21 protein-coding genes are annotated in these 23299 nt (G+C 69.3%); 14 read left to right on the forward strand and 7 right to left on the reverse strand.

The genetic code is table 11. The annotated features are described in order from the left end of the window. The first annotated feature begins 220 nt into the window (after nucleotides 1-220). The 11 genes from K2W61_RS24990 to K2W61_RS25040 all read left to right on the forward strand — a co-directional run bounded on the left by K2W61_RS24990 (nucleotide 221) and on the right by K2W61_RS25040 (nucleotide 8942). Nucleotides 221-667, forward strand: coding sequence for a general secretion pathway protein GspC (locus K2W61_RS24990; protein ID WP_175141186.1), 447 nt, complete (start codon nucleotides 221-223; stop codon nucleotides 665-667). A gap of 75 nt (nucleotides 668-742) precedes the next feature. Then, entirely contained in the window at nucleotides 743-1171 is a 429-nt protein-coding gene (gene gspG, locus K2W61_RS24995; protein ID WP_336885408.1) for a type II secretion system major pseudopilin GspG, read from the forward strand. Then, nucleotides 1143-1631 (forward strand): type II secretion system minor pseudopilin GspH, encoded by a 489-nt coding sequence (gene gspH, locus K2W61_RS25000; protein WP_175134567.1) that lies wholly within the window; start codon nucleotides 1143-1145, stop codon nucleotides 1629-1631. The genes gspG and gspH overlap by 29 nt, the downstream gene beginning before the upstream one ends. Then, nucleotides 1618-2007: a type II secretion system minor pseudopilin GspI gene (gspI, locus tag K2W61_RS25005; RefSeq protein WP_175134566.1), complete on the forward strand. Its 390-nt coding sequence runs from the start codon at nucleotides 1618-1620 to the stop codon at nucleotides 2005-2007. The genes gspH and gspI overlap by 14 nt, the downstream gene beginning before the upstream one ends. Continuing rightward, nucleotides 2004-2618, forward strand: a complete 615-nt coding sequence (locus tag K2W61_RS25010; protein WP_175134565.1) for a prepilin-type N-terminal cleavage/methylation domain-containing protein — start codon at nucleotides 2004-2006, stop codon at nucleotides 2616-2618. The genes gspI and K2W61_RS25010 overlap by 4 nt, the downstream gene beginning before the upstream one ends. Continuing rightward, a complete protein-coding gene (gene gspK / locus K2W61_RS25015) occupies nucleotides 2615-3559 on the forward strand; it encodes a type II secretion system minor pseudopilin GspK (protein WP_175141184.1) in 945 nt (314 codons plus the stop codon). The genes K2W61_RS25010 and gspK overlap by 4 nt, the downstream gene beginning before the upstream one ends. Beyond that, nucleotides 3556-4548 carry a type II secretion system protein GspL gene (gene gspL, locus K2W61_RS25020; RefSeq protein WP_175141183.1) on the forward strand — a complete coding sequence of 331 codons (993 nt, stop codon included), beginning with the start codon at nucleotides 3556-3558 and terminating at the stop codon, nucleotides 4546-4548. The genes gspK and gspL overlap by 4 nt, the downstream gene beginning before the upstream one ends. Beyond that, nucleotides 4545-5123 carry a type II secretion system protein GspM gene (gene gspM / locus K2W61_RS25025; protein ID WP_175134562.1) on the forward strand — a complete coding sequence of 193 codons (579 nt, stop codon included), beginning with the start codon at nucleotides 4545-4547 and terminating at the stop codon, nucleotides 5121-5123. The genes gspL and gspM overlap by 4 nt, the downstream gene beginning before the upstream one ends. Beyond that, complete coding sequence (gene gspN / locus K2W61_RS25030; RefSeq protein WP_236756763.1) at nucleotides 5123-5878, forward strand: type II secretion system protein N; 756 nt, start codon at nucleotides 5123-5125, stop codon at nucleotides 5876-5878. Before gspM ends, gspN begins: the two co-directional genes overlap by 1 nt. A 380-nt stretch (nucleotides 5879-6258) precedes the next feature. Beyond that, a complete protein-coding gene (locus K2W61_RS25035) occupies nucleotides 6259-8427 on the forward strand; it encodes a TonB-dependent receptor plug domain-containing protein (protein ID WP_236756764.1) in 2169 nt (722 codons plus the stop codon). Further along, nucleotides 8427-8942 carry a TlpA family protein disulfide reductase gene (locus tag K2W61_RS25040; RefSeq protein ID WP_175134559.1) on the forward strand — a complete coding sequence of 172 codons (516 nt, stop codon included), beginning with the start codon at nucleotides 8427-8429 and terminating at the stop codon, nucleotides 8940-8942. Before K2W61_RS25035 ends, K2W61_RS25040 begins: the two co-directional genes overlap by 1 nt. 22 nt (nucleotides 8943-8964) lie before the next feature. Here the strand turns inward: K2W61_RS25040 and gspE are convergent, their stop codons facing one another. Both gspE and gspD read right to left on the reverse strand, forming a co-directional pair. Continuing rightward, complete coding sequence (gspE, locus tag K2W61_RS25045) at nucleotides 8965-10392, reverse strand: type II secretion system ATPase GspE (RefSeq protein WP_175134558.1); 1428 nt, start codon at nucleotides 10390-10392, stop codon at nucleotides 8965-8967. Continuing rightward, nucleotides 10389-13001, reverse strand: a complete 2613-nt coding sequence (gspD, locus tag K2W61_RS25050) for a type II secretion system secretin GspD (protein WP_175141179.1) — start codon at nucleotides 12999-13001, stop codon at nucleotides 10389-10391. Before gspD ends, gspE begins: the two co-directional genes overlap by 4 nt. Before the next feature lie 173 nt (nucleotides 13002-13174). On the opposite strand from gspD, the gene gspF reads away from it, so the two are divergent. Continuing rightward, the gene (gspF, locus tag K2W61_RS25055) at nucleotides 13175-14380 is read left to right on the forward strand and encodes a type II secretion system inner membrane protein GspF (protein WP_236756765.1); all 1206 of its coding nucleotides are present in this window, start codon (nucleotides 13175-13177) and stop codon (nucleotides 14378-14380) included. Nucleotides 14381-14578: 198 nt separating this feature from the next. Here the strand turns inward: gspF and K2W61_RS25060 are convergent, their stop codons facing one another. The 3 genes from K2W61_RS25060 to K2W61_RS25070 form a co-directional block, all read right to left on the reverse strand. Continuing rightward, complete coding sequence (locus K2W61_RS25060; RefSeq protein ID WP_006386376.1) at nucleotides 14579-14917, reverse strand: P-II family nitrogen regulator; 339 nt, start codon at nucleotides 14915-14917, stop codon at nucleotides 14579-14581. Nucleotides 14918-15064: 147 nt separating this feature from the next. Further along, nucleotides 15065-17131, reverse strand: coding sequence for an NAD(+) synthase (locus K2W61_RS25065; RefSeq protein ID WP_236756766.1), 2067 nt, complete (start codon nucleotides 17129-17131; stop codon nucleotides 15065-15067). An 83-nt stretch (nucleotides 17132-17214) separates the two neighbouring features. Next, nucleotides 17215-18546 (reverse strand): mechanosensitive ion channel family protein, encoded by a 1332-nt coding sequence (locus K2W61_RS25070; RefSeq protein WP_175134554.1) that lies wholly within the window; start codon nucleotides 18544-18546, stop codon nucleotides 17215-17217. A gap of 214 nt (nucleotides 18547-18760) precedes the next feature. Here K2W61_RS25070 and argH point away from each other — a divergent pair, with 214 nt between their 5' ends. Continuing rightward, nucleotides 18761-20182 carry an argininosuccinate lyase gene (argH, locus tag K2W61_RS25075; RefSeq protein ID WP_175134553.1) on the forward strand — a complete coding sequence of 474 codons (1422 nt, stop codon included), beginning with the start codon at nucleotides 18761-18763 and terminating at the stop codon, nucleotides 20180-20182. 91 nt (nucleotides 20183-20273) lie between these two features. On the opposite strand, the gene K2W61_RS25080 is transcribed toward argH, so the two are convergent. Both K2W61_RS25080 and K2W61_RS25085 read right to left on the reverse strand, forming a co-directional pair. Beyond that, complete coding sequence (locus K2W61_RS25080) at nucleotides 20274-20693, reverse strand: type II toxin-antitoxin system HicB family antitoxin (protein WP_006394354.1); 420 nt, start codon at nucleotides 20691-20693, stop codon at nucleotides 20274-20276. Nucleotides 20694-20771: 78 nt separating this feature from the next. After that, nucleotides 20772-20957 (reverse strand): type II toxin-antitoxin system HicA family toxin, encoded by a 186-nt coding sequence (locus K2W61_RS25085; protein WP_175134552.1) that lies wholly within the window; start codon nucleotides 20955-20957, stop codon nucleotides 20772-20774. Nucleotides 20958-21203: 246 nt separating this feature from the next. Between K2W61_RS25085 and K2W61_RS25090 the strand changes: the two genes are divergently transcribed. After that, a complete protein-coding gene (locus K2W61_RS25090; protein ID WP_236756767.1) occupies nucleotides 21204-23237 on the forward strand; it encodes a PEP/pyruvate-binding domain-containing protein in 2034 nt (677 codons plus the stop codon). Nucleotides 23238-23299 lie beyond the last annotated feature (62 nt).

Below are 23299 nucleotides of genomic sequence, written 5' to 3' on the forward strand. Positions count from 1 at the left end.
AAGCCAGGGCGGGTCGGCGGCCGGACACCATTGCCAGGCGCCTGTGCGTGCCGATACGCGCTGAACCGCGACGTGCCGGCATGCTAGATAGGCGCGATGTAAGCTTGATGACAGTGCGCTGCGCGCCTTCTGAAAGAGGCGCTGCCGCACGATCGCGCAGTTGTCATGATGCGCTGCTAGAGTCGGCCACATTTCCGCCGTGCCGTTTCACGTTTCAGCCATGCCCTTGTCCTTGCGCCTGTCGCCGCCTTCGCCCCCCGCCGCGTGCCGTGTCCTTGCTCTGCTGGCGCTGGCCGCCGGCCTGGGCGTGTGGGGCGCGGTGCTGTTGGCGCCCGCGCCCGCCGCCCTGCCCGCCGCCATCGCGGCGCCCGCGCCGCGCGCCGCCGACAACACGCCGGTGGCCCTATGGTTTGGCCGCGACGAAGTGCTGCGCACGCAAATCAGCGTGCTCGGCGTCATCGCCGCCGGCCCCGACGGCGCCGCGGTCTTCAGCGTCGACGGCGGCCCGCCGGCGGCCTGGCGCGTCGGCGACGAAATCGCGCCCGGCATCGTGCTCCAGGACATCGGCGCCGAAGCCGTCACGGTCGAGCAAGGCGGACGCGCCAATCGCCTGGCCGCGCCGGTTGCGCCGGCGCCCGCGGGCGCCATCACGCGTGCCGCGCCATGACGCGCGCGCCTCATATTGCTGTCATATTTCATGTCCACAATCGCACGCTTCTCACTGCAATACCGGAGTCGTGAAGTGCGCCAGTCATCGCGCGGGCTCGCCCGCCAGCAAGGTTTCACCCTGATCGAGATCATGGTGGTCATCGTGATCATGGGGATTCTGGCCGCCCTGATCGTGCCGCGCGTGCTGGATCGTCCCGACCAGGCGCGCCAGGTCGCCGCGCGCCAGGACATCGGCGGCATCATGCAGGCGCTCAAGCTCTATCGCCTGGACAACGGCCGCTACCCGACCACCGCGCAAGGCCTGCGCGCGCTGGTTGAAAAACCCGAGGGCGCGTCCAGTTGGCGCGGCTACCTGGACAAGCTGCCCAACGATCCCTGGGGCCATCCCTATCAATACCTGAGCCCTGGCGTCAAAAGCGAAATCGATGTGTTCTCGTTCGGCGCCGACAACAAGCCCGGGGGAGAAGGCGGCGATGCCGACATCGGTTCGTGGGAACTCTGAGCGCGGTTTCACGCTAGTCGAAGTCCTGGTGGTGCTGGTGATCGTGGCCATCGCCGCCAGCATGGTCAGCCTGTCCATCGGCAAAGGCGCCGATCCGTTGCGCGCGGACGCGCAGCGTCTGGCCGACGCCTTCACCGTGGCCGAGGGCGAGGCGCGCAGCGACGGCCGCCCGATCCGCTGGCTGCCCGCCAGCGGCGGCTGGTCGTTCGAGCGCCAGGGGCGCTCGGCCGCGCCCACCGCCCAGGACGATACCCCCCTGCCGATGGACACGCTGGAACGCGACCCGGCGCTGCGGCCGCAGACCTGGCGCGCCGGCCCGGTGCGGTGGCGCCTGACACCCGAGCGGCCGCTGGTCTTCAACACCGAATGGGTGGCCGACCCATTCAGCGTGCAGTTGCGCGCGGGCGATTCGCGCGTGACGCTGACGCGCGATGCCGCCGGACACTATGACATCCACTGACTTTCCCTCCCGCCAGCGCCAGCGCGGCTTCACCTTGATCGAGGTGCTGGTGGCCCTGGCCATCATCGCGGTGGCGATGGGCGCGGCGCTGCGCGCCACCGGTGTCATGGCGGCCAATAATCGCGCGCTGCAGGACAAGACCCTGGCGCTGCTGGCCGCGCAGAACGCGCTGACCCAATTGCGGCTGGAACAGACCCTGCCGCGCGCCGGCACCCGCGTCGTGCCCTGTCCGCAGGGCGCCCTGGCGCTGCAATGCGAACTGGTGTTTACCAATTCGCTCAACCGCAGCTTCCGTCAGGTCGCGGTCAAGGTGCGCGACAGCGCCAATGGCGCCGCCCTGCTGCAGCTGGACGGCCTGCTGTCGGGCCTGCGATGATGCCGCCCCACGCCCGCCCCCGCCGCCAGGCCGGCTTCACCCTGATCGAAGTGCTGGTGGCCCTGGCGCTGATGGCGCTGGTCAGCCTGATGGCCTGGCGCGGCCTGGAGAGCGTTTCCCAAGCGCGCGACTGGATCGCGCGCCAATCCGACGATACCGACGCCATCGTCCGCGCCCTCGGCCAGATGGGACGCGATGTGGAGCTGGCCTACAACGGCCCGTCGTTTGCCGCGCCCGGCCTCGACGACCGCGTCTTCACCTCGGGCGTACGGCTGCTGCGCGGCGCCGCCGGGGCGCAGACCCTGGAGATCCTGCGCCCCGACCCGGACGGCGACGGCCGCTGGCAGCGGGTGCAATGGTCGGTGCGCAAGGACGGCCTGTGGCGCGCCAGCGGCCTCGCGGCCGAACAGGGACCGCTGCCGCCGGTCAACGACGGCGTATTGCTGCTGCCCGGCGTGCGCGTGCTGGCGGTGCGCGGCTGGGTGCCGGGGATGGGCTGGACGGACACGCGCTCGCCCTTCTCCGCCACGCCCGCCGGCATCGAGATCACGCTGGAGCGCGCAGCGGCCGGCGGTGCCCGGCGCTACAGCCGCATCCTGGAGCTGCCGTGAAGCCCCGCCCGCCTCGCCAGCGCGGCGCCGCGGTGGTCAGCGCGCTGATCATCGTGGCCATCGTGGCCGCGCTGACCACCAGCCTGTTCCAGCGCCAGACCGCCAGTACCCGCCGCATCGAGAACGAGATGGCGCGCGTGCAGGCGCGCATGCTGCTGGCTGGCGGCATCGACTGGGCCCGCCTGGTGATCCGCGACCATGGCCGGCGCGAATCGACCACGCGCGGCGACCAGATCTGGGCCACGCCGGTGCTCGACACCCGCATCGAACGCCCCGGCGACGACCGCGTCGCGGTGTTCTCCGGCCAGGTGCAGGACGAACAGGGCAAGTACAACCTCAGCAACCTGGCCAGCCATGGCGTGCCGCAACCGGAACAGGAACAGGTGCTGCGGCGCCTGCTGGCGCTGCAGCGCCTGCCGGACACGCTGGCCACGCGCATCATCGGGATCATCGCCGCCAGCCAGCCACCGGCGCAGCCGGCCGACGCCCCCACCCCGGCGCAGGGCGGCCAGACGCCGCAGGCGCGCGCGCCCCTGCCGCGCGGCATTGACGACGTCAGCGCACTGCTTGGCCTGGAACCGGCCCCGCGCAACGCCCTGCGCCGCACGATGACGGTGCTGCCGGTGGCCACCAACGTCAACGTCAATACCGCGCCGCCCGAGGTCATCGCGGCGCTGGTGCCCGGCCTGTCGCTCAGCCAGGCGCGCGCCTTGACCGGCGAGCGCGATCGCGGCAATTGGTTCAACAACAACGGCGACTTCGCCAACCGCCTGGCCGCCACCGGCGTCAAGACCCCGGCGCCGGCCGTAACTACGGCCAGCGGCTGGTTCCTGGCCAGCGGCGCGGTCGTTTACGAACGGGCCCGCGTCTCGATGCAGGCGCTGATCCGCAGCGCGCCGCCGGCCGCGCCCGACACCCTCTGGACGAGAGAGAATCCTTGAAGAACTCCCTGCGCATCGCGCTGGTCCCCCTGGCCGAACTCGGCCCCGGTTCCCTGCTGCCCTATGCCTGGTTCGACCGCCGCGGCCGTTGCGCGCGCCAGGGCGAACTGAGCCTGCAGGCCCTGGGGCAGGCCTATCCGCAAGCCGCCTGCGAGGCCGTGCTGCATCCTGGCGACGTCATCACCGCCACAGTGCAGGTGCCCGCCGTGGCCAAGGCCCGCTTCGCCGCCGCCGTGCGCGGCGCGCTCGAACCGCTGGTGCTGAGCGACCTGGACGACCTGGCCATCGGCCACGGCCCGCGCGCCGCCGACGGCCTGGTGCCGCTGGCCTGGGCGCCGCGCGCCGCGGTGCGCCACGCCTGGCACCTGCTGAACGCGCAGGGCCTGCGCACCCGCGCCCTGATCGCGCCGCAGACGCTGGCGCCGGACGAGACGGCGCCGCTGCGAGACCCGGCCGACCCACGCTGGCTCGCGCCCTCGCCATCGTGGTCGCTGGCCATGCCGCAACTGGCGCCCGCGCGTGTCTCGCGCTGGCGGCCGGTCTGGCGCTGGGGCGCGGCCGCCGCGGTGGTATGGATCGGCGGCTTGAACCTGCATGCCGCGCAACTGCGCGGCGAGGCCCAGACGCTGCGCGACGACATGCGCCGCCAGGTGCAGGCGGCGTTTCCCGCGATCCCCGTGATCCTGGACCCGGCGCGCCAGGCGCAGCAGGGGCTGGACGCGCTGCGCAGCCGCCGCGGCGGCGCCAACACCGGCGACTTCCTGCCCCTGGCGCGCGCCGCTGCCCAGACACTACCGTTTGCCGCCGACAACGTCGCGCGGCTGTCGTACAGCGACCAGGCGCTGACCCTGCAACTGGCCGACACCGGCGCCCAGGCGCAGCGCGTGGCCGAAACCCCGGCGCTGATCCAGCAGGCCGCCACACAGGGCCTGAAGCTGGAACGGGGCGATACCGACAACACCTGGCGCATCACGCGCAGCCAACCATGACACTGATCGAACGCCTGGGCGCCCGCTGGCGCGCCACCTGCAAACCCCTGGCCCCGGCCGCCGACCGCGCGCGCCAGCGCTACCAGGCGCTGGCGCCGCGAGAACGGCGGCTGGTCACCGGCGCCGGCCTCCTGCTGGCGCTGGCGCTGGTCTTCACGCTGCTGGTCGAACCCGCGCTCGATACGGCGCGCACGCTGCGCGAGGAGCTGCCGCGCCTGCGTGGCCAGGCCGCCCTCGTGGCCGACCTGACCACCCAGGCGGCGGCCCTGCGCAAACATGCCGCCGCGCCCGCCACCGCCCTGCCGACCGCGGCCGATCTCGGCGCCAGCCTGGCACGCGCCGGCCTGCCGGCCGATCACTGGACGCTGGAACCGCCCGGCCAGGGCGACAGCGTCACGCTGGCCGTGACCGAACTGCCGGCATCGGCGTTGCTGCGCTGGCTGGAAGACAGCACCGCCGACTGGGGGCTGGCGGTCAGGCAGGTCGCCTTGACGCGCGCCACCAATGCCAATGGCCGGCCGCTGCCGGGCCTGGTCAATGGCCGCGTCACGCTGGCCCTGCCGGCGCGCTCCTGATGCGCTGGCCTCGTCTGCCCAAGCACAGCGGCCTGGCGCTGGCCTGCGCCGCCAGCGCCGCGATTGGCGCGATCGCCGTCTTGCCGGCGCGCTGGCTGCTGGCCTGGCTACCCGCCGATGCTCCGGTAGCGCTGGCCGATGCCGGCGGCACGATCTGGAACGGCAGCGCCTGGATCGCGCTGGGTCCGCCCGGCGCGCGCCGCATGCTGCCGCAGGCCGTGCATTGGCAATGGCATTGGTCTTCCTTGACGCTGGAACTGTCGCATCCCTGGCTGCAGGGTCCGCTGCGCGCCAGCCTGGACGGCGGCGGGGTCAGCCTGTCGGCGCAATCGCTGCGCCTGCCGGCCACGGTATTGCCGGCGCTGGGCGCGCCCTGGAACACACTCGCCCCCGAAGGCACGGTCGAAGTCCGGTGGCAGGCGCTGCGCCTGGGCGCGGCGCTGCCCGATGCGCCGCTGGCCGAATTGCGCTGGCGCGATGCCGCCACCGCCCTGTCGCCGCTGGCCCCGATCGGCACCTATGTGTTGCGGCTGCGGGGCAATGGCCGCGCCGGCGCCACCTTGGCGCTCAGCACCGAAAGCGGTCCGCTGGCAGTCACCGGCCAGGGCAGCCTCACCGCGCGCGGCGTGCGCTTCCAGGGCCAGGCGAGCTTTGCCGCCTCGGCCAGTCCAGCCGACCGCGCGGCGCTCGATGGCCTCATGTCGACCCTGGGCCGGCGCAGCCGCGACACGGTGGTATTCGGCACCGGCAAGTAACGCCGCCAAGGCCGGCGCCGCGGACCGCGTGTTGCACACCAGCCACGCGCATGCCTTTGCCAGACCGATTCACACACCCTCGCGCGCGGCGGTTGCACGGAATCTCGGACCGGCTCTCGATTGACGCAAAAATTCATAAAACATAACGTTTTGAATGATTTTTGCAGCCGTGGTTTTCCGCCTTTCCTTCATGCCGTACCGCCCCGTTTCCCTCCGGCGCCCTGCGCGCCAACCCCAGCCGGCCGCGCCCGCCGGATCGATGGCGCGCGGCCAGGCGGCCCGCGGTTCCTGTCCCTTCTGAACACGCCATGACCGGGGCAATGCCCCGCGTGCCTGGCGGTGCCTGCCTCCTGGAACCCGCCCATCCGATGCCTTCATCCATGCCTTCCGTCTTTCCTTCCCGCACGCCTGTCCGACTCGCCGCATTGGCCGCGGCCCTGACCGCCGCCTGGGCCGCCCAGGCCCAGAACGCCCCGGCCAGCGCCGCTCCCATGCTGGCCCCGATCACCGTCATCGACCGCTCCAACCAGGCCTCGACGCGGCCCGGCGCGCTGCGCGACGAACTCGTCAAGACCGAATCCATCAGCGAACGCGCCATCGAGAAAGCGGGCGCCACCAACGTCAACGAAGCGCTCGACAAGAATCCCGGCATCGCCGTCCAGGTCGAATGCTCGATCTGCAACGTCCGCAACATCCTGCTCAACAACCTGCCCGGCCGCTACACCACATTGATGATCGACGGCGTGCCGATCTTTTCCTCGGTTTCCTCGGCCTACGGGCTGGACAGCGTCAGCGTCTACGGGGTCGAGCGCATTGACGTGGCGCGCGGCGCCGGCGCCAGCCTGATCGCGCCCGAAGCCCTGTCCGGCTCGGTCAACATCGTCACCAAGCGCCCCACCGAGGCCGAGAACCGCGCCCGGCTGCAGATCGGCAGCTATGGCTCGCGCCAGGGCGATGCCTACCTGGCGCGGCCATTCGCGGGCGGCGCCATCACCGCGACGCTCAACTACAACACGCACGATTCCGTCGATGCCGACCACAACGGCATCTCCGAGTACACCGGCTACGACCGCCGCCTGGGCGGCATCGGCTTCTTCCTGGACGACGCCGGCGGCTTCAAGGTGCGCGGCCGGCTCGACGTGGTCAACGAAAAGCGCGGCGGCGGCGCCCTCGGCACGGATTATTCGGCCATCAAGCACAGCACCACGGGCAATCCCTTCGACTGGCGCGGCGGGGTGCATGGCTCGCCCGACCGCGACGGCTGGGTCAATCCCGCCGACGGCAGCATCCAGGCCTACGACAAAGGTCCCGGCGGCGATCGCGGCGGCCGTGGCGGCATGTCCGAGATCATTTTCACCGACCGCGTGCAGTTCCTCTCCACCGGTGAAAAGCGCTTCGGCGACAGCCTGCTGCGGCTGGCCGTGGGCGCGGCCGAGCACAAGCAGGACAGCTTCTACGAGCTGGCCACCTACATCGCCCGCCAGAAGCAGTACTATGCCGAGGCCAGCTGGCAGACGCCGATCGCGGGCTGGCTGACCACCCTGGGCGCCAACTTCCGCTATGAAGACCTGCGCAGCCACGGCAGCATGGAAGACGGCACCCCAGTAAGCGGCGTCGACGACTACACCTACCGCACCCCGGCCCTGTTCTTGCAGGCCTACCGCGCGCTGCTGGACGACGCGCTCGAGATCAACGGGTCCGTGCGCTACGACCGCCACAACGTCTTCGGCGGCATCACCTCGCCGCGCCTGAACGCGCTCTACCACCATAGCGACCGGCTCTCGAGCCGCTTGAGCGTCGGCAAGGGGTTCCGCGCGCCCACCAGCTTCTTCGAGCAGGAACACGGCATCCTCAACACCATCCGCATCGACCGCCAGATCACCAAGCCCGAAGAATCGCTCAACGCCAGCTACGCGCTCAACTACGCCGACGACCGCCTCGCGGTGACCGGCTCGTACAACTACAACCGCATCAAGAACTTCGCCATGCTCGACCCCGACCAGCACGACGCGGACGGCAACGACATCACGCTGTTCTCCAGCTCCGGCCAGCCGGTCATCGTGCAGGGCGTGGACCTGACGATGTCCTACCTGCTGACGCCGGCCCTGAGCGTGATGGCGGCGGCCGAGGCGTTCAACTACCGCTTCCCCGCCAAGACGCTGACCTTCGCGCGTCCCAACGCCAAGGCCTACCTGGGCCTGGACTACGATCGCGGCAACTTCGACTTCAACGCCAAGCTGGTCTGGACCGGCCCGATGAACCTGCGCAAGTTCCACGACGACGGCTCGGGCCAGCAGAACCGCTACAACCTGGACGGCACGCCCAAGCGCGAGAAAAGCCCCGGCTTCTTCACCCTCGACCTGCGGGGCGAGTACGCCGTCAACAAGCACTTCACGCTCTACGCCGGGGTCGACAACCTGTTCGACTACAAGCAGTCCGACAAGGAAAGCGCCCTGTTCGTCAACGGTGACGGCGACCTCGACGTCATCCAGTTGTGGGGTCCCAGCCGCGGACGCTACCTGTACGCCGGCACCAAGCTGAGCTTCTGATGCGCCGCATTCTCCCGAGGGCCTGCCTGGCGCTGTGCGCGGCGCCCCTGATCGCCGGCGCCGAGTCCTGGCCGGCGGGGCCGGCGTGGGACTTTTCGCTGCCCGCGCTGGACGGCGGCCGCTTCGTGCGGCTGGCAGCCCTGCCCGGGCCGGTGCTGGTCAACTTCTGGAGCCGCGATTGCCCGCCGTGCGTCACCGAACTGCCGCGGCTGCAACGCTTCGCCGACGCCCATCCGGCGTGGACGGTGCTGCTCGTCAGCACCGACAGCCCGGCCGCCGCCACCGAATTCGTGCAACGCCAAGGCGTGCGCCTGCCGGTGCTGCGCCCAGGCGCCAACGTCGCGGCCCTGATGCGCGCCGCCGGCAACCGCGGCGGCGCCCTGCCCTTCACCGTGGCAACCCGGATCGGGCGCATCTGCGCGGGGCAACTCGGCGCCCTGTCCGGCGCGGACCTGCAACGCATCGCCCGCGGCTGTGAGGCGGCGCCGGCCAAGCCGGCCGCGACAACGCGCTGAACCGCCCCGGCGCGCCGCGCACTCACGCGTCGCGCGTCACCCGCAGGATCTCTTCCGGCGACGTTTCCCCGCTTTGCACCCAGCGCGCACCATCCTCGCGCATGCTCAGCATGCCCGCGGCGCTGGCAGCGCGGCGTAGCTCGCGTTCGTCGCTGCCCTCGTGGATCAGGCGGCGCGCCGCGTCATCGACCGTGAACAGTTCATGGATGCCGGAACGGCCCGCATAGCCCGTATGGTTGCAGGCCTCGCAGCCAACCGGCTGGAATACCCGCGCGCCATCCTGCATCGCCGGCCTCTTGCAGGCCGGGCACAGCTTTCGCACCAGGCGCTGGGCCAGCACGCCCAGCAGCGACGACGACAACAGAAAGGGCTCCACGCCCATGTCGGTCAGGCGCGTCACCGCCGACACCGCGTCGTTGGTGTGCAGCGTGGCCAGCACCAGGTGGCCGGTGAGCGAGGCCTGCACAGCGATCTGGGCGGTCTCCAGGTCGCGGATTTCACCGATCATGATGACGTCCGGGTCCTGCCGCAGGATGGCCCGCAGCGCCAGCGCGAAACTCATGTCGATCTTGGCGTTGACCTGGGTCTGGCTGATGCCGGGCAGGTCGTACTCGATCGGATCTTCCACGGTCAGAATATTGCTGGTGGAGGCATCCAGCCGGCTCAACGCCGCATACAGCGTGGTGGTCTTGCCGCTGCCGGTGGGCCCGGTCACCAGCACAATGCCGTGCGGCTGGCGGATCAGGCGGTCGAGCTGGCGCAGCACGCCGGGCGCCATGCCCAGCTTCTCCAGCTGCAGCCGGCCGGCTTCCTTGTCCAGCAGGCGCAGCACCGCGCGCTCGCCGTGGCCGGTGGGCAGAGTCGATACGCGCACGTCGATCGGCCTGCCGCCCACCCGCAGCGCGATGCGGCCATCCTGCGGCAGGCGCTTTTCGGCGATGTCCAGGTGCGCCATGATCTTGATGCGCGAGATCAGCGCCGCGTGCAGCGCCTTGCGCGGCGAGACCACGTCGCGCAGCGTGCCGTCGACGCGATAGCGCACCACCGAGTGGGTCTCGAACGGCTCGATGTGGATATCGCTGGCGCCATCGCGCGCCGCCTGCGCGAACAGCGCGTTGATCATGCGGATCACCGGCGCGTCGTCCTGCGCATCCAGCAGGTCGGCCACCTCGGGCATATCCTGCAACAGGCGGTCCAGGTCGATCTCGTTTTCGGCCACGCCCATCACCGAGGCAGCGTCCTCGGCGTGGCTGTAGGCCGCCGCCAGCAGGGTTTCCAGCGCCTCGTCGTCGACCTGCGCGACGGCGATATCGCCATGGCAGCGGCGGATCTCGCGCACCGCCCAGTCCGGGGTGCGCGGGCTGACGGTCAACTGCGCGTGGCCGGCGCGCAGCGACAGTACCGCCCGCTGCGTCCGCGCCCACGCATAGGGCAAGGGATGCGCGCTCATAGATGCGAGACCAGTTCGCCCTTGAAGCCCAGTTCCTTGAGCAGCGCGGTGGCGGTCGAAATGGTGCCGGGGTCGCGCGACACCTGGCTGCGCACCACGTAGCCCATGCCGCCGGGCCCGGGCTGCACGTAGGCCTGCAGGCCGCTGGCCTGGACCCGCCGGGCGATGCCGTCGGCCTCGCCGCGCGTCTTGACCGAAGCGAACTGCAAGGTCGCGCTGCTGGTATCGACCTCGCCATACAGCGAAGCGGGATCGCGCGCCACGCTCACGCCCAGCGGCAGATTGGCGCGGATCGGCAGCGACGGATCGCTGGTCTGGCGCGCGGCCGGATACTGGCGCACCGCGAACGACTCGACCGTGACCGGCGGCGGCCGCCGCATGGTCTCGGCCAGGTGCTCGGGCCGCATGTCATAAGCATTGTTCGACACCGACGGCGCCGCCCCCGGCGGCGGCAGCATCGGCGCCTGCATGTCCGGCAACAGCCAGTGCCCGCCCGGCTGCGCAATGCCCTGGGCACGGCGCATGTAGTCGTAGCGGTCCATCGTCACGCCCGCGCTCTGGCGCGCATCGCGCACCACGTATGGCCGCAGGAACACCATCAGGTTGGTCTTGGTGCGCTTGCGGCTGTCGTACTTGAACAGCGAGCCCAATACCGGAATCGAACTCAGGCCCGGCACATTGTTGGAGGTCAGCGTCACGTTGTCTTCCAGCAGGCCGCCCAGCACGATGATCTGGCCGTCGTCGATCAGCACGCTGGTGTCGATGGCGCGCTTGTTGGTGACGATGCCGGTAGTGGCCGTCGAACGGCTCTCGTCGATGCTGCTGACTTCCTGGTAGATGTCCAGCTTGACCGCGCCACCTTCGGAAATCTGCGGCCGGATGTTCAGCTTCAGGCCGACGTCCTCGCGCTGGATGGTCTGGAACGGGTTGTTGTTGTTGCCGCCGCTGGTGACATACTGCCCGGTCACGAACGGCACCGTCTTGCCCACCAGGATGCTGGCTGACTGGTTGTCCAGCGTCAACAGGTTCGGCGTGGACAGGATGTTGGCCTCGCCGCTGTTCTGCATGGCGCGGGCCAGCACGCCCAGGTTGATGACCTTGTTGCCCAGTACGTCGACCGTGCCCTTGACCAGGCCCAGGCTCAGCCCGCTGCCCAGCGCGTCGATCGAGGTCGGGCCGCTGCCCGACAGGCCGCTGCCGCCCAGGTTGGTGCCGCCGATGAAGCTGGTGCCGCCGCTGTTGATGTTGCCGGCGCCCGTCATCCACTGGATGCCGAACTCGGCCGCCGCCTGTTCGCTGACCTCGACGATCAGGCTCTCGACCAGCACCTGCGCGCGGCGCTGGTCGAGCTGGTCGATCACTTCGCGCAGGCTGCGGTACAGCGGTTCGGGCGCCGCGATGATCAACGAATTGGTGGCCGGATCCGCCTGGATCGTCGCGCCACCGGCGGAATACGACACCGCCTGGTTGCCGGAATCGTCGCGCGCGATGCGGTCCTGATCGCCCGACAGGCCGCCCTTGGCGCTGCCGGATGCGTTCGAGTTGGAAGACATGCCCAACCCGGAACTGGCGTTGCCGCCGGACCCTTGCGCCGGCCGGTTGCCGCCGCCCTGGCCGACGGCGCCGCCGCTGCCGCCCGCCGGGTTCGCGCCCGGCGCCGAGTTGGCCTGCCCGGTCAACAGCCCGCCCAGCACTTCGGCGATGCGCGTGGCCTGGGCATTGCGCATGTAGACCACGTGCAGATTGCCGGAGCGGTTCTGCTGCGCGTCCAGCTTCATGATCAGGTCGCGCGCCAGGCGCGTGCGCGCCGGGCTGCCCGCGCGGATCAGCACGCTATTGCTGCGCGGATCGGCCACCACGGCGATGCGCTGCGTCGGGTCGCTGCTCTGCGTATCCAGCAATTGCGACGCCAGGATGGCGATGTCCGACGCAATGCCCGAGCGCACCGGCACCACATCGGTGTCGATCGAACTGGGCACGTCGATGCGCGCGATCACGGCCGCGATACGCTCGAGGTTGTCGGCATAATCGGTCACCACCAGCGTGTTGTTGCCGGGGTATGCATTGATGGGATTGTTGGGCGGCACCATCGGGCGCAGCACCGGCACCAGGTTGGCCGCGTTCTCGTACTTCAACGGGAATACGCGCGTCAGCATCTCGCCGCTATTGCCGGAACCGCCACGCGCGAAGGCCGCGACCGGCACCGGTCCCTTGGCCGCGCCGCCCGAGGCGGGCGCGGGCCGCGTATCGCCCACCACCGCGCTGCCCTGCAGCTTGGCATCGGCCTCGGGCACCACGCGCGTCACGCCATCCACATCGACAATGGCGAAACCCTGCAGCCGCAGCGCGCCGGTCAGCATCGACAGCGCCTGGGCGCTGTCGACCGGCCGGTCCGACACCAGCGTGAGCTTGCCCTTCACCCGGGGATCCACCAGGAAATTGCGCTTGGTGAACAGCGACAGCGCACGCAACACGGCGGGGATATCCGTGTCGACGAAGTTCAGGCTGACGCGATTGTCCGCCTGTTGAGCATGGGCCTTGCCGGCCATGGGTCCGAGTTGGCTTGCCGCGAGCAAGACCGCAAGGCTGAGTTGCGCGATGTGACGCATGACGAGATGTGCCTGAGACGTGAAGTCGTGTGAAAAAACGTGAAAGCGCGTCGGAGTATACGGGGTGACACTGCAACACTACGGTCATAATCGAAAGGCAAGGTGACGGGCTGCAAAGCCTTTATTTATGCGCCTTTGCGCCAACCGGCGCAGGCCCGCCGACCCCTCTCACCATGCCATCCTTTCGTTACGAAGCGACTGACGCGCTCGGCAAAATCGTGCAAGGCACGATCGATGCCGACAGCGAGCGCGGCGCCCGCAACCAGCTGCGCGGCCGCGGCCTGCTGCCGCTTTCCACCTCGCCCGCGGCGCGCGCCGAGGGGCTCGGCGCGGCGTTGCGCACGCGCCTGTCGGACGCCGACCTGGCCTGGCTCACGCGCCAGCTCGCCAGCCTGCTTGCCGCGCGCCTGCCACTGGACGCGGCCCTCGGCGCCACGCTGGAACAAGCGGAAAAAAAACACATCGCCACCACGCTCGAAGGCGTGCGCGACGATGTACGCGCGGGCCATCGCCTGTCCGCCGCGCTGGCCTCGCGTCCGCGCGACTTCCCCGAGATCTACCGCGCCTTGATCGGCGCCGGCGAAGAATCCGGCGATCTGGCGCAGGTGATGGAAAAACTGGCGGACTACATCGAAGAGCGCAACACCCTGCGCAGCAAGGTCATGACGGCATTCATCTACCCCGCCGTGGTCGCCTGCGTCTCGGTCATCATCGTGATCTTCCTGCTGGGCTACGTGGTGCCGCAGGTGGTGTCCGCCTTCAACCACGCCAAGCAGCAGCTGCCGCTGCTGACCCGCATCATGCTGGCCCTGTCGGACTACGTGCGCGACTGGGGCCTGGCCACCGGCGCCGCCATCGCGCTGGCCATCATGTTGTGGCGCTACTCCCTGCGCGTGCCCGCCGCGCGCCGCGCCTGGCATGCCCGCGTGCTGCGCCTGCCGCTGGCCGGCCGCTTCGTGCTCGGCGTCAACGCCGCCCGCTTCGCTTCGACCCTGGCCATCCTCTGCGGCAGCGGCGTCGCCCTGCTCACCGCCCTGGACGCCGCCCGCCGCACCCTCGGCAACGACGTGCTGCGCGGCGCCGTCGACGAGGCGGCGGCGCGCGTGCGCGAAGGCGCCTCGCTGTCGGCCTCGCTGGCGGCGCAGAAAGCCTTCCCGTCGCTGCTGATCCACCTGATCGCCAGCGGCGAAAAAACCGGCCAGTTGCCCGAACTGCTGGAGCGGGGCGCCCAGAACCTGTCACGCGACCTGGAACGCCGCGCCATGGCCATGACCGCCCTGCTCGAACCCGCGCTGATCCTGCTGATGGGCGGCTTCGTGCTGTTGATCGTGCTGGCCGTGATGATGCCGATCCTGGAGATGAACCAGTTGATCCGGTAGGCGCGCAAAGAAGGCGCCAACGCGACTGTCCCGGGCGCGCGCCGCGCGCGGCCAAACGCAGGCGGCCACCGCGGCAACGCGTCAATTCTCAAAGGTGGCTGCCCGGCGGGCGGCCCAGGAACGCACCGGCCAACGCAAAAAAACTTCGGGGGGCCATTGCAGCCCCCCGAACGTCAAGCAAGCGATTTCAGGCGCGGATCAAAGCGCCTCTTCGTCGCTCTCCCCGGTCCGAATCCGGATGGCCTGCTCGACCGGCGTCACGAAGATCTTGCCGTCGCCAATCTTGCCGGTGCGGGCGGCCTTCACCACCGCCTCGATCGCCGCCTCGACCTGGTCATCCGGCAGCACCACCTCGACACGGATCTTCGGCAGGAAATCCACCACATACTCCGCCCCGCGGTACAGCTCGGTATGCCCTTTCTGGCGCCCGAACCCCTTCACTTCGGTCACGGTCAGGCCGCTGACGCCGACCTCGGCCAGCGCCTCGCGGACTTCGTCGAGCTTGAAGGGTTTGATGATGGCGGTGACTTGTTTCACGTTGGTCGTCCTGATTGTTCGATCTGTTGCGGCGCCCGGGATGAATTGTCGGACCAGGGCGCGATGATTGAGAGAATACCACCGGCGCCCGGCCCGCCAAGCCCGGCCTTGCCCGTGCCGGGAAAACCCGCAGGCCCGCCGCGCCGTTCAGCCTGGCGGCGCTTGGTCCGGAATCCGGTCGGCATCGCGCATCCACACCACCGACTCGGAATCGCTCGGGGCGCGCCAGTCGCCGCGCGGCGACAGCGACCCGCCCGACCCCACCTTGGGCGCGTTCGGCACGCAGGTACGCTTGAACTGGCTGAGGCGGAAGAACCGGTCCAGAAATATCTTGAGATTGCGCTTGATCGCTGCCAGGTCGTATTGGTTGCGCGCCACATGGCCGCCTTCCGGCCAGGCGCCGGCATCACGGTCGCGCCAGGCCGCCAGCGCCAGGAACGCCACCTTGGTCGGCGCGAAGCCGTAGCGCAGCGTGTAGTACAGGTTGAAATCCTGCAACTCGTAGGGGCCGATGGTGTCTTCGCTTTTCTGGGTCGGCTTGCCGTCGTCGCCGCCCGGCACCAGTTCGGGGCTGACATCCGTGCCCAGCACGTCCAGCAGCACGGCCGCGCCGGCCTCGCCCAGACGGCCGGATTCGGCCACCCAGCGCACCAGATGCGTGATCAGCGTCTTGGGCACGCTGGCGTTGACGCTGTAGTGCGACATGTGGTCGCCCACGCCGTAGGTGCACCAGCCCAGCGCCAGCTCGCTCAGGTCGCCCGTGCCGATGACGATGGCGTTGTTGAAATTGGCGATACGGAACAGGTGGTTGGTACGCTCGCCGGCCTGCACGTTCTCGAAGGTGATGTCGTACACCGGCTTGCCGTCGGCATAGGGATGGCCGAGATCCTTGAGCATCTGCAGGCAACTGGGGCGGATGTCGACCTCGGAGGCCGTGCAACCCACCACCGCCATCAGCTGGCGCGCCTGATGCAGCGTGCGCGTGCTGGTGGCAAAACCCGGCATGGTCACGGCCAGGATATTGGCGCGCGGCAGCCCCAGCGTATCCATGGCCTGGGCGCAGACCAGCAGCGCATGGGTCGAGTCCAGCCCGCCCGAGATGCCGATGACCACCTTGGACATGCCACTGGCCGACAGCCGCTGCGCCAGCGCCTGCACCTGGATGTTGTAGACCTCCTTGCAGCGCGCGTCCCGGCGCCGGGCGTCGGCCGGCACGTAGGGAAAGCGCGCCACGCGCCGCTCCAGCGGCAGCTCGGTGTCCTCCAGCGGCGCCGCCACCGGCACCCGCACCGGGCGGAACTTGCGCACTTCGTCGCGATGGCGCCGCGCCGAGTGACCGAAGGTGGTCTGGTGCATGCGCTCGCGCGACAGGCGCTCCAGGTCCACATCGGAGAACAACAGGTGCGATTCGTTCAGGAAGCGTTCGGACTCGCCCAGCAGCTCGCCGTTTTCGTAGATCAGGGCCTGGCCGTCCCAGGCCAGGTCGGTGGACGATTCGCCCCGGCCGGCTGAGGTATACATGTAGGCCGCCAGGCAGCGCGCCGACTGCTGCGCCACCAGTTGGTGGCGGTAGGCCGACTTGCCGACCACGATGTTCGAGGCCGACAGGTTCACCAGCACCGTGGCGCCGGCCAGCGCCGCGAACGAGGACGGCGGGATCGGGACCCAGACGTCTTCGCAGATTTCGACGTGGAACTGGAACAACGGCAGCTTTTCCATCTGGAACAGCAGCTCGGCGCCGAACGGCACGGTCTGCTCCAGCAGGCGGATCTCGGTGGCGACGGCGCAATCGGCCGCGCTGAACTGGCGCGCTTCGTAGAACTCGCTGTAGTTGGGCAGGTAGCTCTTGGGCACCACGCCCAGGATGCGGCCCCCGGCGATCACCACGGCGCAGTTATACAGCTGGTGCGCCACCCGCAGCGGCGCGCCGACGATGACGGCGATGTCCAGTTCGGCCGTGGCCCGCGCCACCTGGTCCAGCGCCGCCTCGCAGGCATCCAGCAGGGCCTTCTGGTGGAACAGGTCGTCGCAGGTGTAGGCCGACAGGCCAAGTTCGGGAAACGCCACCAGCACGGCGCCGCCCTGGGCCGCCTGCTGCGCCAGCGCGATGGTCTGCGCGGCGTTGAAGGCGGGATCCGCCACCCGGCATTCGGGCACGCCCACGGCGACCCGGGCGAAGCCGTGGGAATACAGATTGAAAAACGGGTTCGACATCGGATCTATCGCCTGGGGCGCCTTGATACGGAACGGGCCTGCTTCAGGCCCGGGGAATCCAACCGGGCCATTATCTCACGGCGTCAGGCGCCGGACGGCGGCGCCTGGCGCGCCGCATCGGACGGGTGTTGTGCCTGTTCGGCGGCCAGCGCGGCCTGGATGGCGCCGTCGCGCAGGGACCTGCCCATGGCGCCGATATCCGCGCCCGACGGTTGCTGGTACAGCCGCAGCCCCAATTCCGGCAGGATCGCCAGCAGATGGTCGAAGATATCGCCCTGGATGCGCTCGTACTCGACCCAGGCGGTAATCGCGGTAAAGCAATAGACCTCGACCGGGATGCCATCGGCGGTGGGTTCCATCATGCGCACCATCATCGCCATGTCCTGGCGCACCTCGTCGTTCTGCTTCAGGTAGGCCAAGGCATAGGCGCGGAAGGTGCCGATATTGGTCAGCCGGCGGCGATTGGCCGGCACGCTGGCCAGCTCGCCCATGGTCTGGTTGGCCTGGGCAATGTCCTGGGTCTTGACCCGCAGGTAGTCGTGCAACAGCCGGAAGCGCATCAGGCGCTGGGCCTCTTCGTCGCTCAGGAAGCGCACGCTGCCGGCGTCGATGCGCAGGGTGCGCTTGATGCGCCGGCCGCCGGACTCGAACATCTGGCGGTAGTTGCGGTAACTCTCGGAAAACAGCTTGTAGGTCGGCACCGTGGTGACAGTGTTGTCCCAGTTCTGCACCTTGACCGTGTGCAGGGCGATGTCCTTGACGAAACCGTCGGCATTGGACTGCGGCATCTCGATCCAGTCGCCGATGCGCAGCATATCGTTGCTGGTGAGCTGGGTGCTGGCCACCAGCGACAGCAGCGTGTCCTTGAACACCAGCAACAGCACCGCCGACAGCGCGCCCAGACCGGAGATCATCCACAGCGGCGAGCGGTCGATCAGAATCGACAGCACCAGCACCGTGCATACCGCCATCAGGATCAGCTTGCTGATCTGGATGTAGCCCTTGATCGAGCGGGTCTGCGCCCGCGTGGTGGCCGAATAGGTGTCCTGCCAGGCGCTCAATACCCCGGAAAACGCCACGAACACGCAGATCCAGGCGCCAGCGTGCGCCAGCCGCCCGACCAGGGAGGCGGCCTTCTCGACGTGCGGCACCAGGTCGATGCCCACCGACACCACCGCGAACGGCACCGCGTACCAGAAGTTCTGGTACGCGCGGCGGCGCTGCAGGGCCGTGTCCCAGGCTTCGTGGCCGCTGACCACCAGCAGCCGGTGCGCCAGCAGCAGCACCACCCGCGCGACCACCCACTGGACGAACAGCGCGATCAGGATCAGCACGCCGATGCCGACCAGCGTTTGCGCCCACGGCTGGTGTGGCATGTAGGTATCGAGTTCGGTGGCCAGCTGTTCCCATTCCATGGGCATAGGTCGTGTGCTCTCTTCTGATGTGCGGATGAGGTCGGGCGGCGCGCGGCCCGGCTTGCAGGGGCCCCGGCCGCTGGATATGACCCTGAATTATCCGACAACTCGGGCCGGCGCAGGTTTCCAGCGGCAACAGCGCGCGCCGGGCGCGCGGCCCCGGCCCGCCGCGATTCGTCAGCCGCCCGGGGCAGGCCCTATAATCCCCGCCATCATGGCAAACACTCCCTCCCCCGATCAAGACCAGTTCGCCAACAAGGCGCAGGCCTGGTCCGCCCGGTTCTCGGAACCGGTTTCCGAACTCGTCAAACGCTACACGGCGTCCGTGGACTTCGACAAGCGCCTGGCGCGCGTCGACATCCAGGGTTCGCTGGCGCACGCCGACATGCTGGCGGCCCAGGGCATCATCGGCGCCCAGGACCTGGCCGACATCCAGCGCGGCATGGCCCAGATCCTGGCCGAAATCGACGCCGGCAGCTTCCAGTGGCTGCTCGACCTCGAAGACGTGCACCTGAACATCGAAAAGCGCCTGGTCGAGCTGGTCGGCGATGCCGGCAAGCGCCTGCACACCGGCCGCTCGCGCAACGACCAGGTGGCCACCGACATCCGCCTGTGGCTGCGCGGTGAAATCGACACCCTGATCGACCTGCTGCGCCAGTTGCGCCACGCCCTGGCCACGGTGGCGCTGGACAACGCCGCCACCATCATGCCCGGCTTCACCCACCTGCAGGTGGCCCAGCCCGTCACTTTCGGTCACCATCTGCTGGCGTATGCCGAGATGTTCGGCCGCGACGCCGAGCGCCTGGCCGACTGCCGCCGCCGCGTCAACCGCCTGCCGCTGGGCGCCGCCGCCCTGGCCGGCACCTCGTTCCCGATCGACCGCGAACGCGTCGCCAAGACCCTGGGCTTTGACGGCGTCTGCCGCAACTCGCTCGACGCCGTCTCCGACCGCGACTTCGCCATCGAGTTCTGCGCCGCCGGCGCGCTCATCATGACGCACGTCTCGCGCCTGTCCGAAGAACTGGTGCTGTGGATGAGCCCGCGCGTCGGCTTCATCGACCTGGCCGACCGTTTCTGCACCGGCAGCTCGATCATGCCGCAGAAGAAGAACCCCGACGTGCCCGAGCTGGCGCGCGGCAAGACCGGCCGTGTCAACGGCAACCTGGTCGCCCTGCTGACCCTGATGAAGGGCCAGCCCCTGGCCTACAACAAGGACAACCAGGAAGACAAGGAAGGCCTGTTCGACACCGTCGACACCGTGCGCGATACCCTGACCATCTTCGCCGACATGGCCGCCGGCATCCAGGTCAAGGCCGATAACATGCGCGCCGCCGCGCTGCAGGGCTTTGCCACCGCCACCGACCTGGCCGACTACCTGGTCAAGCGCGGCGTGCCGTTCCGCGATGCCCACGAAGTGGTGGCCCATGCCGTGCGCGACTGCGAACAGCGCGGTTGCGACCTGGCCGACTTGTCGCTGGACGAGCTCAAGGCCTATCACGCGACCATCGGCGATGACGTGCACCAGGTGCTGACGCTGGAAGGCTCGGTCGCCGCGCGCAAGCACGTGGGCGGCACCGCCCCCGAGCGCGTGGCCGAGGAAGCCCGCCGCGTGCTGCAGGAAACGGCGGCGCAGTAAGCCGGCGGCTCCCTGGCAGGAAAGCAGCGGCCCCGGATTACCGGGGCCGTTTTTCATGAATCGCCGCTGTGTGCGACAACGGGGGGAGGCGTCAGACGAGCGAAACCTCCAAACGCCGTCCAAGCTGCTCCAGCGCCGACTCGACCTGCTCGATCCGGGATGCGTGCCGCACATCCAGCAGGCGATCCACTTGCGGCATGTGCACGCCCATGCGGCGAGCCAACTCCGCCTTGCGCACCCCTTGCTGGATCATCTCGTTGGACAGGAACACTTTGCTGGTAACGAGTGCCGGCAAGGTCACCGACGCCTGCCCCGCACGCGCGGAAGACGGCATGGGAATAGGCCGGCGCGCGTCGAAGTAGATTTCGAGCGCCGCCTCGAGCGCTTCGCGGGCGTTGATCCCGGCCTCTCGCTTATCGTCGCCTACTGTGAGGGCTTCCGGGATGTCAGGAAACCGCACGAGCCACGTTCGATTGGAGTCAAGCGTGAGGGTATACGGATAGGTCAGCATTCGAGCCTCCCGGTTACCGAGCTGGGTATAAAGAAGAGAAAGCAGGAGCCGGCCGTCGACCGCATTGAATCCGTCGTTTCATTTCAATCCGAGCTGCTTCTTGATTTCATGTTCAAGGTGCTTACCCATTTCCCTGGAACCAGGGTACGGAAAGATCGTCGTGACACCGTTCAACGTGACCCGGAAATGACTGCTTCCAGAACGATGCGCGACAAAAACCGCGCCTTGCCGCTCGAGCCATTTTTTGAATTCGCTGTATTTCATGGCCCACGCGGCGTACAGACAAGCTTAAACAATAAAGTTGTCTAAGAAAACATAAATGTTGTGCTCGCCAGCTACTGCCATGACGGACTTCCGAAGCGTATCCGCTGGCAAGCCATGCCAGTGGATTAGGCGACGTTTAGCGGAACAAATTACCTGTCACCGCGTGTCATTCCTCGTTGCGGATCTCGCACAAGCGGCGGGGACAGGTTCGCTATGATGGGCGCTTTTCCACTCAGCCCCTCCCCCATGCCAGCCCTGCGCGCGTCCTGGGTCCCGTCGCCCCTGTCCCGTCCGGCCATCCTGGCGGCCGCCTGCCTGCTGGCGCTTGCCGCCCAGCCCACCGCCCAGGCACAGACGGCGCGCAAGCCGTCGCCGTACGAAAACGTGATCGAACCCGTCAAGGCCCGCCCGCTGACGCCCGCCGAGATCGCGGCGCGCAAGGCCGAGGATGCGCGCCGCGGCGGCGCGGCCTTCATGGCCCGGGTCGAGAACGAAGCCGCCTTCCGCCAGTTGGCCCGGGTCTACAACGCCGGCACGCCGCTGGAAATCCCGCACGTGCTGTTCGTGATCGACCGCCAGCGCGATAACCGCATCTATTACCTGGACACGCCGCGCTACGGGCTGCACGAGACGTTCGCGCGCGAGCGGCGCCTGCTGCCGGGCAAGGACCGGGCGGCGCTGACCGCGCAATACAAGGATCCCCACCGCCGCCTGCTGTTCGGCACCCTGAGCTGGCAGCGCGACCTGCCGGGCTACACCTACGAGTTCTGGGAAGGCGACCGCCTCACGCCGGCGCTGCTGAAACTTGCTGACGAGACCGTGGCCCAGAGCTTCTACGCCCCGGTGCGCTTCAAGACCAACTCGACCCTGCACGAGCAGGCCGCCGCCCGCGCGGGGCTGGCGTTCGTGACGCAAGAGGCGCTGCTGCGCGAACAGACCTTCCTGCCGCTGAACCCCGGCAGCGCGCAGGGCCGGCTGCGCATCGTCGCCTCGGTCGAGGCCACGCCCGACCTCAAGCGCGACGACATCGTGGTGCTGGACGAACTGCCGATCGCCATCCCGCCCGTGGCCGGCCTGATCACGCAGCGCCCGTCCACGCTGCTGTCGCACGTCAACCTGCTGGCCAAGGGCTGGGGCATTCCCAACGCCTACGTGCGCGACGCCGCCAGCGCCCTGCGCCAGTACGACGGCCAGTGGGTCACGTTGACGGTCAGCGGCAACGACTACCAGGTGCGTCCCACCGACAGGCCCGCCACCCAACCGCCGGCGACGCCGCCCACGCCGCGCGCGCGGCTGCCCAAGCCGGACCTGACCGTGCGGGCGCTCCAGCCGCTGGATGCCCTGGCCGTGCGCGACAGCCGCCATTGCGGCGTCAAGGCCGCCAACCTGGGCGCGCTGCGGTCGGCCCTGCCGCCGGCCGCCAGCGTGCCGGACGGCTTCTGTATCCCGTTCGCGCAATACGCCGCCTTCATGCAGCGGCTGAACGTGGCGCAACGCCTGGCCGCGCTGGAGCGGCGCCCCGACTTCATCGCCGACGCCGACGTGCGCCGCAAGGAACTGGCGGCGCTGCGCCAGGACATCATGCAGGCCGCGCCCGACGCGGCGCAGGCCCATTCCTGGCGCGCGCTGTGGCAATCGCGCCTGCAAGGCCGCGGCGTATTCGTGCGCAGTTCGTCCAATTCCGAGGACCTGCCCGGCTTCAGCGGCGCCGGGCTGTACACCACGGTGCCCAACGTCACCCAGCCCGAGGCGCTGGCCAAGGCCGTACAGACGGTGTGGGCCTCGGTCTACAACTTCGACGCCTACGAGGCGCGGCGCGCGGCCGGCATCGGCCACGACGCGGTGGTGATGGCGGTGCTGGTGCAACTGGCGGCGCCGTCCGACAGTTCCGGCGTCATGATCACGCGCGACCCGTTCGACGCCAGCCGCCGCCATGTCACCTACCTCTCGGCCAAGCGCGGCCTGGGCATCAAGGTGGTGGAAGGCAAGCGCCAGGCCGAACAGGTGATGTATTCCAGCTGGTCCAAGGCGGTGCAGGTGCTGAGCCGCTCGGCCGAGGACACGCAACTGGTGGCGGACGCCAGCGGCGGCGTGCGCGAGGTGCCGATCGCGCCCGACGCGCGCCAGGTGCTGAACGACGCGCTGGTCGCGCGCCTGGCCGCCGTGGGCCGGCAGGTCAAACAGCGCCTGGGCAAGGTCGACCAGGACATCGAATGGGCGGTGGTCGGCGACCGGATCATCATCCTGCAGGCGCGGCCCTACATCGACGCGCGCCGCTAGCGGACGCACAGGAAAAAGCCGCGGCGGCGGGCAAGACGCCCGCCCACCGCGGCCTCGGATTC

The organism is Achromobacter pulmonis (genome assembly GCF_021733725.1).
Classification (GTDB): domain Bacteria; phylum Pseudomonadota; class Gammaproteobacteria; order Burkholderiales; family Burkholderiaceae_B; genus Achromobacter; species Achromobacter pulmonis.

Excerpts from the sequence above, each read along its gene's own strand:
- K2W61_RS24990 (WP_175141186.1), top strand. The coding sequence starts at position 221 with ATGCCCTTGTCCTTGCGCCTGTCGCCGCCTTCGCCCCCCGCCGCGTGC.
- gspH (WP_175134567.1), top strand. The coding sequence starts at position 1,143 with ATGCCGACATCGGTTCGTGGGAACTCTGAGCGCGGTTTCACGCTAGTC.
- gspI (WP_175134566.1), top strand. The coding sequence starts at position 1,618 with ATGACATCCACTGACTTTCCCTCCCGCCAGCGCCAGCGCGGCTTCACC.
- K2W61_RS25010 (WP_175134565.1), top strand. The coding sequence starts at position 2,004 with ATGATGCCGCCCCACGCCCGCCCCCGCCGCCAGGCCGGCTTCACCCTG.
- gspM (WP_175134562.1), top strand. The coding sequence starts at position 4,545 with ATGACACTGATCGAACGCCTGGGCGCCCGCTGGCGCGCCACCTGCAAA.
- gspN (WP_236756763.1), top strand. The coding sequence starts at position 5,123 with ATGCGCTGGCCTCGTCTGCCCAAGCACAGCGGCCTGGCGCTGGCCTGC.
- K2W61_RS25035 (WP_236756764.1), top strand. The coding sequence starts at position 6,259 with ATGCCTTCCGTCTTTCCTTCCCGCACGCCTGTCCGACTCGCCGCATTG.
- K2W61_RS25040 (WP_175134559.1), top strand. The coding sequence starts at position 8,427 with ATGCGCCGCATTCTCCCGAGGGCCTGCCTGGCGCTGTGCGCGGCGCCC.
- gspE (WP_175134558.1), bottom strand. The coding sequence starts at position 10,392 with ATGAGCGCGCATCCCTTGCCCTATGCGTGGGCGCGGACGCAGCGGGCG.
- gspD (WP_175141179.1), bottom strand. The coding sequence starts at position 13,001 with ATGCGTCACATCGCGCAACTCAGCCTTGCGGTCTTGCTCGCGGCAAGC.
- gspF (WP_236756765.1), top strand. The coding sequence starts at position 13,175 with ATGCCATCCTTTCGTTACGAAGCGACTGACGCGCTCGGCAAAATCGTG.
- K2W61_RS25065 (WP_236756766.1), bottom strand. The coding sequence starts at position 17,131 with ATGTCGAACCCGTTTTTCAATCTGTATTCCCACGGCTTCGCCCGGGTC.
- K2W61_RS25070 (WP_175134554.1), bottom strand. The coding sequence starts at position 18,546 with ATGGAATGGGAACAGCTGGCCACCGAACTCGATACCTACATGCCACAC.
- argH (WP_175134553.1), top strand. The coding sequence starts at position 18,761 with ATGGCAAACACTCCCTCCCCCGATCAAGACCAGTTCGCCAACAAGGCG.
- K2W61_RS25080 (WP_006394354.1), bottom strand. The coding sequence starts at position 20,693 with ATGCTGACCTATCCGTATACCCTCACGCTTGACTCCAATCGAACGTGG.
- K2W61_RS25085 (WP_175134552.1), bottom strand. The coding sequence starts at position 20,957 with ATGAAATACAGCGAATTCAAAAAATGGCTCGAGCGGCAAGGCGCGGTT.
- K2W61_RS25090 (WP_236756767.1), top strand. The coding sequence starts at position 21,204 with ATGCCAGCCCTGCGCGCGTCCTGGGTCCCGTCGCCCCTGTCCCGTCCG.